The sequence below is a fragment of the Shewanella sp. 1180_01 genome (assembly GCF_052850535.1).
In genome coordinates, this window is record NZ_VXCT01000013.1 from 90,253 (window position 1) to 101,317 (window position 11,065).

The 11,065-nt window shown below is 46.6% G+C and carries 19 protein-coding genes and 1 tRNA gene; 6 read left to right on the plus strand and 14 right to left on the minus strand.

Going from position 1 to position 11,065, the window contains the following annotated elements:
* Positions 1 to 188: 188 nt before the first annotated feature.
* Positions 189 to 276, plus strand: a tRNA-Ser gene (locus FW758_RS09700).
* A 25-nt stretch (positions 277 to 301) separates the two neighbouring features.
* On the opposite strand, the gene FW758_RS09705 is transcribed toward FW758_RS09700, so the two are convergent.
* From FW758_RS09705 to FW758_RS09760, 12 genes are all read right to left on the minus strand, one after another.
* Entirely contained in the window at positions 302 to 1,594 is a 1,293-nt protein-coding gene (locus FW758_RS09705; RefSeq protein WP_012089038.1) for an Arm DNA-binding domain-containing protein, read from the minus strand.
* Positions 1,594 to 1,806 (minus strand): DNA-binding protein, encoded by a 213-nt coding sequence (locus FW758_RS09710; protein WP_012089039.1) that lies wholly within the window; start codon positions 1,804 to 1,806, stop codon positions 1,594 to 1,596. The genes FW758_RS09705 and FW758_RS09710 overlap by 1 nt, the downstream gene beginning before the upstream one ends.
* A 103-nt stretch (positions 1,807 to 1,909) precedes the next feature.
* Positions 1,910 to 2,257, minus strand: a complete 348-nt coding sequence (locus FW758_RS09715; RefSeq protein ID WP_446445266.1) for a hypothetical protein — start codon at positions 2,255 to 2,257, stop codon at positions 1,910 to 1,912.
* 8 nt (positions 2,258 to 2,265) lie between these two features.
* Positions 2,266 to 3,816, minus strand: a complete 1,551-nt coding sequence (locus FW758_RS09720; RefSeq protein WP_446445267.1) for a DNA cytosine methyltransferase — start codon at positions 3,814 to 3,816, stop codon at positions 2,266 to 2,268.
* Complete coding sequence (locus FW758_RS09725; RefSeq protein WP_012197001.1) at positions 3,804 to 4,043, minus strand: hypothetical protein; 240 nt, start codon at positions 4,041 to 4,043, stop codon at positions 3,804 to 3,806. The genes FW758_RS09720 and FW758_RS09725 overlap by 13 nt, the downstream gene beginning before the upstream one ends.
* On the minus strand, positions 4,040 to 4,318 hold the full coding sequence (locus FW758_RS09730) for a hypothetical protein (protein ID WP_446445268.1): 279 nt from the start codon (positions 4,316 to 4,318) through the stop codon (positions 4,040 to 4,042). The genes FW758_RS09725 and FW758_RS09730 overlap by 4 nt, the downstream gene beginning before the upstream one ends.
* A complete protein-coding gene (locus FW758_RS09735; RefSeq protein WP_012089044.1) occupies positions 4,319 to 4,612 on the minus strand; it encodes a hypothetical protein in 294 nt (97 codons plus the stop codon).
* Entirely contained in the window at positions 4,609 to 5,307 is a 699-nt protein-coding gene (locus tag FW758_RS09740; protein WP_220592757.1) for a hypothetical protein, read from the minus strand. The genes FW758_RS09735 and FW758_RS09740 overlap by 4 nt, the downstream gene beginning before the upstream one ends.
* Positions 5,304 to 6,368, minus strand: coding sequence for a DGQHR domain-containing protein (locus FW758_RS09745; RefSeq protein ID WP_446445269.1), 1,065 nt, complete (start codon positions 6,366 to 6,368; stop codon positions 5,304 to 5,306). The genes FW758_RS09740 and FW758_RS09745 overlap by 4 nt, the downstream gene beginning before the upstream one ends.
* Positions 6,365 to 6,994: a hypothetical protein gene (locus FW758_RS09750; RefSeq protein WP_446445270.1), complete on the minus strand. Its 630-nt coding sequence runs from the start codon at positions 6,992 to 6,994 to the stop codon at positions 6,365 to 6,367. The genes FW758_RS09745 and FW758_RS09750 overlap by 4 nt, the downstream gene beginning before the upstream one ends.
* A gap of 30 nt (positions 6,995 to 7,024) precedes the next feature.
* Positions 7,025 to 7,372, minus strand: a complete 348-nt coding sequence (locus FW758_RS09755) for a hypothetical protein (protein WP_012088961.1) — start codon at positions 7,370 to 7,372, stop codon at positions 7,025 to 7,027.
* A 119-nt stretch (positions 7,373 to 7,491) separates the two neighbouring features.
* A complete protein-coding gene (locus FW758_RS09760) occupies positions 7,492 to 7,854 on the minus strand; it encodes a hypothetical protein (RefSeq protein ID WP_446445271.1) in 363 nt (120 codons plus the stop codon).
* Positions 7,855 to 8,068: 214 nt separating this feature from the next.
* Here FW758_RS09760 and FW758_RS09765 point away from each other — a divergent pair, with 214 nt between their 5' ends.
* The 3 genes from FW758_RS09765 to FW758_RS09775 are packed head-to-tail and all read left to right on the plus strand — an operon-like array spanning position 8,069 to position 9,280.
* Positions 8,069 to 8,401: a hypothetical protein gene (locus tag FW758_RS09765; RefSeq protein WP_446445272.1), complete on the plus strand. Its 333-nt coding sequence runs from the start codon at positions 8,069 to 8,071 to the stop codon at positions 8,399 to 8,401.
* Between the two features lie 34 nt (positions 8,402 to 8,435).
* Entirely contained in the window at positions 8,436 to 8,954 is a 519-nt protein-coding gene (locus tag FW758_RS09770; RefSeq protein ID WP_446445273.1) for a hypothetical protein, read from the plus strand.
* 2 nt (positions 8,955 to 8,956) lie between these two features.
* The gene (locus tag FW758_RS09775; RefSeq protein ID WP_446445274.1) at positions 8,957 to 9,280 is read left to right on the plus strand and encodes a hypothetical protein; all 324 of its coding nucleotides are present in this window, start codon (positions 8,957 to 8,959) and stop codon (positions 9,278 to 9,280) included.
* Between the two features lie 21 nt (positions 9,281 to 9,301).
* Here FW758_RS09775 and FW758_RS09780 read toward each other — a convergent pair whose 3' ends face one another.
* The gene (locus FW758_RS09780) at positions 9,302 to 9,757 is read right to left on the minus strand and encodes a helix-turn-helix domain-containing protein (RefSeq protein ID WP_446445275.1); all 456 of its coding nucleotides are present in this window, start codon (positions 9,755 to 9,757) and stop codon (positions 9,302 to 9,304) included.
* Between the two features lie 115 nt (positions 9,758 to 9,872).
* On the opposite strand from FW758_RS09780, the gene FW758_RS09785 reads away from it, so the two are divergent.
* Together FW758_RS09785 and FW758_RS09790 are read left to right on the plus strand one after the other, a co-directional pair.
* Positions 9,873 to 10,064 (plus strand): helix-turn-helix domain-containing protein, encoded by a 192-nt coding sequence (locus tag FW758_RS09785; RefSeq protein ID WP_446445276.1) that lies wholly within the window; start codon positions 9,873 to 9,875, stop codon positions 10,062 to 10,064.
* Positions 10,065 to 10,099: 35 nt separating this feature from the next.
* Positions 10,100 to 10,804: a hypothetical protein gene (locus FW758_RS09790; RefSeq protein WP_446445277.1), complete on the plus strand. Its 705-nt coding sequence runs from the start codon at positions 10,100 to 10,102 to the stop codon at positions 10,802 to 10,804.
* Here the strand turns inward: FW758_RS09790 and FW758_RS09795 are convergent.
* Positions 10,786 to 11,049 carry a hypothetical protein gene (locus FW758_RS09795; protein ID WP_220776207.1) on the minus strand — a complete coding sequence of 88 codons (264 nt, stop codon included), beginning with the start codon at positions 11,047 to 11,049 and terminating at the stop codon, positions 10,786 to 10,788. The genes FW758_RS09790 and FW758_RS09795 overlap by 19 nt on opposite strands.
* Between the last annotated feature and the right edge of the window lie 16 nt (positions 11,050 to 11,065).

Genomic DNA, 11,065 nt, shown 5'->3' on the forward strand with positions numbered 1-11,065 from the left:
GGAAATGACTGCGGTTTGCTTAGCAATTGCGCAACCGCCTGAAACTGAGTCTTTTTTACTTGACCCCCTTTAGGCTTTTGCGTACAGTACCGCTCCGTTAACGATGAAAGCCTCTCGGCAAGGCTATATAAAATCGCTAGCGATTCTTAAACGTGAAAGATTAACCACGCTAACATAAATCGACATATGGTGAGGTGTCCGAGTGGCCGAAGGAGCACGCCTGGAAAGTGTGTATACGGTAACGTATCGAGGGTTCGACTCCCTCTCTCACCGCCAAATTAAAGCAAAGGGAATCAGTATCTTACTGGTTCCCTTTGTTGCTCTGGGACCTATTTGGGACCATTTCAGGGTGTTCTAGTCCGTTATTATCCTCACTAAAACCCATCATTTCAGAGATACGATTAGCCATTCTTAGTGAGTCCTTAGGTATCCATTTGCCATAATGTTTTTTAATCATTGTGGTATCGCTATGGCCTAATTGTCTTGCAACCCATTCAAGTGGTACGTAGTTAGAAAGCATCTGACTTGCAAAGGTATGGCGACATTGATTCGGTCCACGATGGCGTAACTTGGCACCATTCAAAATACCGGTAAACCAGCGACGAACAGAATGATCATACCAAGGCAAACCACTTTTCCCATTGAGAAAAACGAGCCTAATACTCTCTTGTTTATTCGTAATGTTGTCACGTTGTTTTATGGTGTATTTAGTCGCATGCTGATTAAAGGTGTGTTCCATTTGGCGTTGCAGCCAAAACTTTGCAGGTTCTAATAACTCAATAACACGTATGCGACCACGCTCTTTAGGTACCTTATATTGATTTAACACCTTCGCACGCTGTACTTTCACCGTCCAAGTCTCAGTATCTATATCCTCCCAAGCCAGCGCGATGATTTCTGAGAGTGATAATCCAGACCAGCACCAGAACATGATCATGTTGATATCACACTGACGTGATGTGTCTATCGTCTCAATGCACAGCAGTTCTTCGCGAGTAAACGGATCAGCTGTTTCTTCTAGGTTGTCACGTTCGATATTTCTCACTCGATCAAGTGGATTGGTTTTGAGCGTGCCTTCATGAAAAGCTTCTGACCATACGCCCCGAATGATAGTGAAAATGTCATTTACGGTTTTTGGCGCTAGGCCACTTTTCAGCAATTCAACTTGAAAGAGTTCCATTTGTGATTTGGTGATATCAGTAAGCTTTCTGTCTCCCCATTTATTGAGTACGTGCTGTGCTTTAACTTTGTAATTTTTGAATGTGCTTTGGGCTTTTGTAGCTTCTTGCACATCCAGCCAAAGCTTAACCGCTTCTGCCACATAACGTTTTTTCTGGCAGATCCCCGCAAACCTTGCCGCCTTTGCTGAGTTAGGAAAGTGGGCGAGATAGTCGAATCGATTCTCGGCTATCTCAGTCAGAATCGTTGTACGCTTATTTTCAGCATACTTAATCGTAGACTTAGTGATCTTGTAATGGCCAGCCAATGGCTCACGGCAACGTTCGCCATTGTAACGAAAATCAATGCGTACCGTTTCACCGTGAATATGGATGCCAGAAGGGAGCTTTTCGACTCCCTTTGGTAGTTCAATCATTAAGCGGCTCCTTCCATCCACTGTTCAATTTCATTGATGTTGTAAACTATGCGTCCAATAGGGTCATAGCGCCATTGCCTACCTTCCAACCAAACGCCTCGCTCGCGATACTTACGTGCAGCCTCGGAGGAAATGCCAAACACATTTGGCATTAAATTGCCACGAATCCATCTAGCTGGTATAACGTTTTCAATTGGTTTTTTAACGTTCATAATTAACCTCTAATGTTCTGATAGTATTGTTATTTAAATCTTTTTTGCCTGACATTTTAGTTGTCAGCGCAGGGGTACACCGAACAGCTGTTTTCTAATATCGTTAACACGGTTTTTTGTCATTTACCTCCTTTGCCAATTCCTTGTCCTTTGGTGCGAAGAACAGTGCGACGGGGCCATCTTCGGTGTCGTGAATACTCAGCAAGAATGAGCCGGCCTTGTCGCAAACGGGTTGCCAATCGCTGATATCGGTGTCGCCCTCGTCAAAGTAGCGCTCGATGAGGTTTTCAGGGGCATCGAGTTCAAACCAAATCGCCACAAACTCGCCGCCTTGGCGTGCAGCCCATGCTTCACACTCCACACGGGTCACGCCTTCATCCCACTCGGGCATATCTGGATGGGTCCAATAACCTTCTTCACGTTCTACAGTTGCTGCTTGTATCGGGTTCATAAAAACTCCTATGCCGCTTCGGCGGTGTGTATGCAAAGCTCGGGGAGATTTGCGCGGGTAAGTGCTTCGGCAAACGGGGGCGGAACGCTGTTGCCCACTCGGGCGACTTGCTGCTTTTTAGTCGATTTGCCGTTGTAGTTACTGATAATGTATTCAGGGTTAAAACCTTGGCAGGCGAACAGCTCATGGGGTTCGAGCATGCGCATACCAATATCGATGATTTGATAGGGCTCACCCTTGATCATCACTAGGCCAAAGCGGTCATTGGTGGTGATGGTGTGCAATGGTTCGTTACATGCCACGCCGTCTTGCTCGTTGCCGTAGTATTTGATGAAGAACGCGCGCACTTCGCCGAGGTGTAAGCCGCCAGCGGTGATCGTGTGTGCGGGCTCGTCCATTGCAAAGCCGAGGTTAGTACCACGCAATTTAATCATGTGGCTGGTGATCAGCGCGTTGTGATCAACCGTTGTCACAGTCGGTAAGGGATTTTTTAGATCGTCACCTGGTCCCGAGTAATTGCCGCCGTAATGCTTGCAGATATTGGCCGCCGCCAGCACCGGTTGCACCACCGCAAAGTGACCGCCTTTTACTTGGGCACAGATAGTGCGTAAGGGTTCATCAACGGGCATATTGCGTTGATTACTGGCATTCGCGTGCTCAGTAATAAAAGGGGCTAGCGTGACATTTTGCGGAACGATAAACGGCTCCTTGGCATCAAACACAAACTTTTGAATCCCTTTAGCAATGCGCTTCATGGTGTTTTCTGCCAACGGCTTTTTACGGCCAAAGATGGAGCGACAAGGTAGTGACCAGTCGATGCATTCAGCCGCCGTTCGCCAAGGTTGCAGCTTGCCCGATTTAACCGCTTCGCTATTGGGTGCGCCGTGGGTCGGCTCAGGCCAAACGATGGGCTGGCCATCACAACGGGCGATCATAAATAGGCGTTTGCGAATGGTAGGGGCGCCGAAGTCACAGGCACGTAGCTCGCGCCACTCCACCTTATAACCCAGCCCTTTCATCAGTTTGGCGGTATCGAGTAAGCCTAAGGTTTCGACGCATTCCGCTAATGCTGGGTGATCTGCATCTATGCCAGTGCTCAACATACTGACAAAGGCGTTAAAGGTTTCGCCTTTGCGCTCAGGGCAGGGGCGCATCGCCTCCGTGACTGGGCATTCAATAACAGGCCCCCACGTTTTAAATTCTTCAACATTCTCAAGCATCAACACGCGCGGCCGAACCATCATCGCCCAGCGAACCGTCACCCAAGCCAAGCCGCGTATCTCTTTACTCACGGGCTTGCTGCCTTTGGCTTTTGAGAAGTGTTTACAGTCGGGTGAGAACCAAGCTAAATCAACTGGCTTATCTGCCGTAGCTTGCACGGGGTCGATATCAAATACCGACTCGCAATAGTGAAACGTCTCTGGGTGGTTTGCTGAATGCATCGCAATGGCGTCAGGGTCGTGGTTAATAGCGATATCCACACTGCGACCAATCGCCCACGCTATGCCCGTACTTGCACCGCCACCACCTGCAAAATTATCGACGATTAAGCCTCGCATGCTGCTTCTCCTTTTATCCTGAGTTTTGATTCTGCGTTGAGTGCGAATACTTCGGCGTCGGCTTGGCCGAAGTCGCTGCACTCGATGGCGTTAAAAGACTTACAAATGCCCCAGCCGTGGTAATTGTTGGGGGTGTACTTCACTTCGATTTGTTGCTGATCGCACATCAAGGTGGAGTAGGGCTTAGATAACGTGACCACGCCCGCTTTAGTGCTAAACGTATTCATGCCGCCTCCTTGTTTTGGTTGTCGCTTGTTTGGCTGATAGGCGAATGGCAGGGCAGGCGCATTGGGTGATATCGGTACGAATACACTATGGTGCGGCTAATGCCCTTGGCTAAGTTGGTTAAGCCGTTGCCCAATGCTTGCCAGTACAGGCAATCTAACGCGCCTAGTGCCAGTGCGATTTTGATGCTGTCGCCCGTTGTGGCCTTGAGTAGCAGGCTTAACTTATGGCTGCGGTAATGATTTAGCAGATGGCGAAACGCCGCTGATTGAGTCATTTAGGCCACCTGTTTCGGTTGCAAAGGGCTTGATTGCAAATGAGTTAATTGCAGCTTGGCCCAGTCGATGGCTTTAATGGCCTCGACCGTGGCGGCGATTTGCTCTAACTTCTTTTGCCCGCGCATAAAGTTCGACAGTTCGATCCCGTGGCGAGCCGCCGCGCGTTCAGCGGGCAGGGCGCTGGTGTAATGCAGCGTTAACGCGGCAATCACCTCGGGTGAACTAATGCGGGTAAGTGACAGCAATAACGCAACGCGCTCTTGTGATTCAAAGCCCGGGAGTAAGTGGTTCATGCAGCCTTTCTCCTTGCCTTCAATTCTTCGCAGCTTATGGATACCGTGAAATCAAGCTCCATGCGTTCGCTATATTGATCAGCACAGCTATAGGCTTCGTAAGGATTTAATCCCCAAGTAATGCAGCCACAATGTGGGCAATTGCCACGCGTTTTACCTGTGGTTCGGCGGGTGCGTGGTCGCTTGGGTTTACGAATGCCAGCAGCAGTGATCATGCTGCGCTCGTTGATATTTGCGGCTTGGAAAGTGCGGCGCGCGATGGCGTCTATGTCGGTTTTGGCATAGATAGTGGCAACGATACCTTGTGTCTTGAGTTCGTTTACTCTGACTAGCGCAACTTGGTATGCAAATACGGCAGATGCCTTGTAACTTACAGAGCTAAAATCGACTGTTAGCCAATAAACATCATTGCCATCAGTGCGATCCCCAATGCGAATAACGTATTCATCACAGCCTGACTTTTCCCCCTCATCGCCAAGATACTGGTGATCAACGCGCACGGTTGATTGCTCATCGACAAGCTCCTTGCTAAGTGGAATGTCAGTGTGACGGCTATTAAATTGGCGCTGTGCTTCTTCAAGGGTAAACACCTCAGCTAGTTCTAAGTTGCTGGTATAGCCGCCACGGTCTGCCCAAAACATGCAAGTGCTGCCAACATTGCCGCGCGAATCGCGTAGGTAGAATAATGGGTTCATGCCGCCACCTCTGGGAAATAGGTTCTTTCAACGCTGGCGCGAACGGGGTCGAGCTTTTGCTGCATGGTTTTAAGAATGAGGTTTGATGTCAGTGTCACGGCATCGGCGTTCGCGAGTAACTTGCCTGTTTTGGGGCAAATGCAGCGGCCTGTAAAGTCTTGGCTGTTGCGGGTCCAAACGAGATTTTGGTAAGCGTAGCGCCAGTGTCTTTGGCCGATTGACTCAGCCACGTTTGCGGCGCTCGCCAGTGCTTTAAGCATTACTGTGGTGGTAAATAAGCTGGTTTCGCGCTCTTTACTGCCAAGGGTTTGCAACTCCATTGCTGCGCCCATGGTGTTCCAAAAGTCATAGGCAAGGGTGGCGTGGTAGGGCTCAAGGTTTTTCTTGGTACCCAGCATGATGGCCGTGGCGTCTTTAATTTGTTTAAAGGACCAATAAAATTCGCTTTGTGCCGTGGGTTTGTTTGTCGCAAAATCAACACGGCCTTGCATCCAGTCGATTTGTTTCACTAAATCCATGGTGAGCTTTGATAGCTCATCCCTGTGGTTGTAGGTATCTGACAAACCTTGAGGCGGTTTGCTGGCATTTTGGTTGATATCGGTAAACGCTTGCTGGCGTTCTTGCAGCGATAAATTCATGTATAGGGTGATAGAGATTGAGTCTTGGGCAATCTCAGGTGATGTTTCCAGTGCCTTTGCGATACCGGTGGCGCGGTGCTGGCCATCGAACAACTTGATAATTGAATCAAGGCCAACTTTTAATACACCAACCACGCCGCTGATTTCGGACGCTTCGAACTTTGGCGCATCACCACCAGTGGGCACTTCAACCACGCCGATAATGCCTGGCAGAAAATACCCCGTTGGATTCGCCACCATGTAATTGCCAATGGATTTAGCACGGGCAGGGTTAACTTTGCGTTGGCTGCGGTCGAGCACACTGCCGGCATCGTCAATGCGTAACATACGAACCAGTACACGCATCGACATGATAACGGTGTAAAACACTTTGCCACCTTGTACGCCCATCACAGCGGGCATTGAATAGCACATATCCATCATGCTGCCTCCTTGCTTTGGGTGGCTTCGTCGTATTGGCGGATGGCAAAAACGATGGCGAAACAGCACCAGATAAAGCGATAGGTGAAGAGGTCTTTCCAGCCATCCCAAAAATCATCCAATGTCATGCCGCCTGCCTCTTCTTCATCCCAATTATTGAGGCGGTAAACCACATCCCACTCGGCGTTTTCGCGGTTTTGGGTAAACTCCTTAACGGCATTGGTCGCGCTGCTAATCGCCTCAGCATCTTCTTCGTTCGTTGGGTCGAGCCCTTCGATAAACCACTGCAAAAACTGCTCAAGGCGTTGATCGGCTTCCTTGGCATCAAACTCGCGAGTGCCGTCGGTTTTACACTCAGCCAGTACCTTTTCTTCCCAGTAACTCGCATTCACACCCCAGTCATCATCGCTTTGGCGAAAGAAGCTAAACATGTCCTGAACCCGAGAAAATACGTAACAGCCCATATCGCCACTGATGCACAAATGCTGCGGCCATGTGGTGATCTCAAAGCGATGCTCAAAGCTGCCTTGACTGAGTACCATGTGACGGAACACGCCATCATCTTTAAGAATGGTGAGTTGATGTTCGGCCACATCGTTTAAAAATGTCGTTCTCGTTGGGTGGTTCATACGCTATTCCTTCCTTTTGAATCAGCAGGGCTAAGCTGCGGCTTCGCCGTTAAACACCACCAGATTGATGATGGGTTTCTTGGTTTTGGGGTTCACCTTGTCCGACAGCTTGTGATAGCGAATATGCACATCGCGGTGGGCTTCTTGGGTCATGGCTAACACGATATATTGCTGGCACAGCGCGGGCGTCGATAACGAATGCGACAGGCGTTGTGGCTTCATGGTTTCAAACAAGTGCTGCGCCATATCATCCAACTTAGCTTGGTACTCGTCGGGGCTCAGTTGACGGCGGTTAGGGTGTGCGCCTACTGAGGTGCTGCACTTTTTGGCCGCCTGCTTTTTCGCTAAGGTCATGGACACGCCGTAAACAAAAAACATAATTGCCTCCAACAAGGTGAAACTGTCGCCGTTATCGGGATATGGACCATCACCCCTTGGCTGTTTTGCCTAGATAGCCTAAATCGTGAATGTGTGCGGCGGCTCTGCGGCTCTACTGCTTAGCGGCCGATTGGCGTGGCTGTCGTCATAGTGTGCAGCGGATGCACATTAGTGACGGCTTGCGAGTCGTTGCGCCACACCATCACCTTGCCGTACAAGCCTTGGTTTGGTTCGTTAAAGCGCAGGCAAAAGCTATTGCCAAGTTCGCCAGCGTGGCCGATGTATTGGCTGTGAAAGGCGGGGCTGGGGTGGCTGTAAGCAAAGTGCTTTGCCAGCTCAGCACAGCGCGCTTGCACCCGGGCACAATCCATTGGGTTGGTGTGGCCTTTGGCGATTGCCATTAGGCAAGCAAAGCGAATAGCGACCAGTAGACGAAACTCAGTGCGTTGCTTAGCTGATGTTTGAACTTTTGATAGAATCATTTCCGTGTCCTTTTATGTTGATGCAAGTATTTCTTGTATCAAATATTACAAGATGCACTCTAAAAATCAAGAAAAACTTGTATTATTTTTTTTGGGCAGGTTAATATTCAATTACAACTTTTGAAGTGAGGTGATTATTCCACTTTTCGGAAGTGTTTTTTAACATACTATTCACCTCCCAAACGGGCAGGATGACTGAATAAAAGGAAGTTTTATGAGTAATACAATTGTTGGTCAAACGTCTGTAAATACGGCGAAAATAGCAAATCAGCTCAACTCTAAACCTCTCGATGCGCTTCAAGAAACTAAAGAGCAAATATCACAGGATCCAACTCAACCAGTGACTAACACTGTGATGATCAGTGAAGAAGCGCTTGCATTGTTAGCTGCAGATAACGGGGATGGTGTGGAACCGCCAAAGCAGCAAGCTTATAACGGTGATGGAGTCGAACCGCCAAAGCAGCAAGCTTATAACGGTGATGGAGTGGAACCACCAAAAGCTAAAGCAGATAATGGTGACGGTGTTGAACCACCAATTATTAAATAACTAAGATATTTAATATCTGCTAGAGGCAGGGAAAATGACCAATCTGTTAACGAATGAATTGCTTGATTATATTGGCGTGGCTGTAGAAATCACATTGGTTGCACTCTTGATTTTGCATGTTGTCTGGTTAAGACGCTTCTCATCTGAGTCAATTGCGGTTGTGGTTTTTTTGGTTGTCCAATCGCTGGGAGTATTATTGAAGTACCCTATACGTAGTGCTGTATCAAGCTATGATGTTGACGTTGGCAGATTGGTTTTTTATATGACGTTTGCCTTTATAGATATTATTGGTGTTTTGATGATCTATAAGTTGCACGCGTTCTTGCAACTAAGATTCTCAATTTGTTCAAAATACTTAGCGTTTTCATTGCAAGTCTTTGCCTTGTTGCAGATAGTTAGATTGCTCGATAGGCAGATAGGTTTAGATTTGTTAGGTTTGGTTTATAAATATTCAATACCGAGTATTAACGTTTCTATTTTAATCGTGATGATCTTCTACACGGTGAAACTGATTCAAAATCAAAAGGGATTTTCAGGCATTAGAGGGATTTAACAGTGTATAACATATTTATGATTGCTCTTGTTTTTGTGTTCCTATATTTCTTTTTTAATGTGAGTAAGAAATATAGTTCTTCGGTTAAAACATGTGGGTCCAAGGAGGATGCAGAACGCGAGTTAGCAGCATGCTTTATCCGTAACGCCATTAAACAATATGAAATTAGGCATACAAGACCAGATTTGCAATTGTTGTCTGAGTTTGAAACATTAACGGATGAGCAGGATGAGCTGGTTGAACGATACTTTAATTATCTTGATGAGCTCGAAAAAAGTCAAATAAGTGATTCTGTTGTACCGATAATGATAAAAGTCGTTAGATAAAAAAAGCCGCTTAATGCGGCTTTATTTTTGAAGTGTTTCTTGTGTTAAAACTGAGGGTTCTTCAGGGTCTAGTCCGTATTCTTCGAGTAACTTAGCAAAGAATATGTCATTCATAATGCTCATAGTTACGTCATTCCGTTTTAGCCCAATCCATCCCATAGACAACAATACTTGCAATGATTTGGCGTGAGCTGAACAAACTTGATTCTTGAACTCATCTGAACGAATAAATTTAAGAATATCGTCAAGATTTTCAGAGGTAGATTGTCCCATCCCGAACTGAATCCAGTTAGGTGAAGTTTTTAATACTGTAGCCAGTTTTCGCATGCGAGTAGTTCTGGGTGTCGTTTTACCCGACTCCCATTGCTGCACAGATTGAAAAGACACGCCCATCAGGTCACCTAATTCTTCCTGGCTGAGTTTTAGCTTCTCTCTAGCGGCTTTTATGCGCTGACCAATCAAGTTCTTATCATCCATTTTTATAATGCTACAAGTATTGCTTTATTATGCACCACAAGAATAACTTGTCAAATTGCTTTTAAGATGCAAGAATTGATTGAGATACAAGTATTACTTGCTACGGGAGGTTGTTTTGAATGAAGAAAAAATAAGGGACTTAATGCCTGCAGGCTGGTCTCAAGCGGCAATCGCCAAAACTTGCAACGTTTCTCAGCAAGCGGTATCTCAATGGCTTGCTAAAAATGAAGTGCCAGTTCGTCGAGTATTTTTGTTTCATCAAGCAACAAAAATACCTAAGCATATATTAAATAAAGTTTTTAATTAATAACAACGTGGTTTTTTATTTATAGGATGTAAAAAATGAAACCTAAATCAAATTGTACAGAGGCTGTTTTGCATGCGGTTCCTTCTAAAGACGAACTGATTGAAATGCACTCAGTTTTGTTACGTGAACAAGCAATAAAAAACGACAGCATTATTGCGCTAGAGCTAGCTTACCCGTTTCTTAAACTCGAAAAAGACAAGCAAGATATTTGTAATGATATGGATATTTTACTTGCGCAACAGGATTTTATGCAGCGAGAAGATGAGGCAGCCGATCCAAAGGTTTCGTTATTGGTTGCTCAGGCTAACGTGCTGATGATGCAGGCGGCAGCCTTGAGTAAAAACACCTTACCCATGTGCCAAGTTGATTTGCGGCGCGAGTTAGCGAATTTTTACGGTTTTAGCACCTTGGATAATTTTAGCCGTTTGCAGGTGGGCCGCATTGTTGAGCTGTTGCGAACGCAACCCGAGTTAGAGGCGTTAGATAACGTCAGCTTAGTGGAGATCGCCAACAAAGTGGTGCGTCGGGTGATTTTAGGTGATGAAGGCACCTTGATGTTGCCGCGAGTGTGCGTGGATTGGTTTTTGGGTTACTTGCAGATGGAAGAAATGCGCGCCGAGCGTTCGATTGAGGTGACGAGGATTGACCCCGTTAATCAGGCGAAGCATATCAAGCGACGCGATATTTATAGCCAGTTACGGACTAATTTGGCGCGGGAAATTTATGCGCGGAACAGTTGATATTGGGCTGTTTCATAGTCACAGCCTGTGGCTTGAATGTAGACGTGGTGTTCGGTTTTCTCTGTTTTATTAAAAATGAGATTACCGCCTTCTTGTTCAAGATCGCCATAGAGGACGTGGTTTATCTCAAAGTCTGATGTGTCATCAACTTCGAGAATGCTGATATCACCGAAGTCTACTTTTATGGCGATACGACTGGTTTTTGGGTTTATGCCAATAACCGTTCCGTGTGTGCGTTTGGGCATTTAAACATCCTGTTTA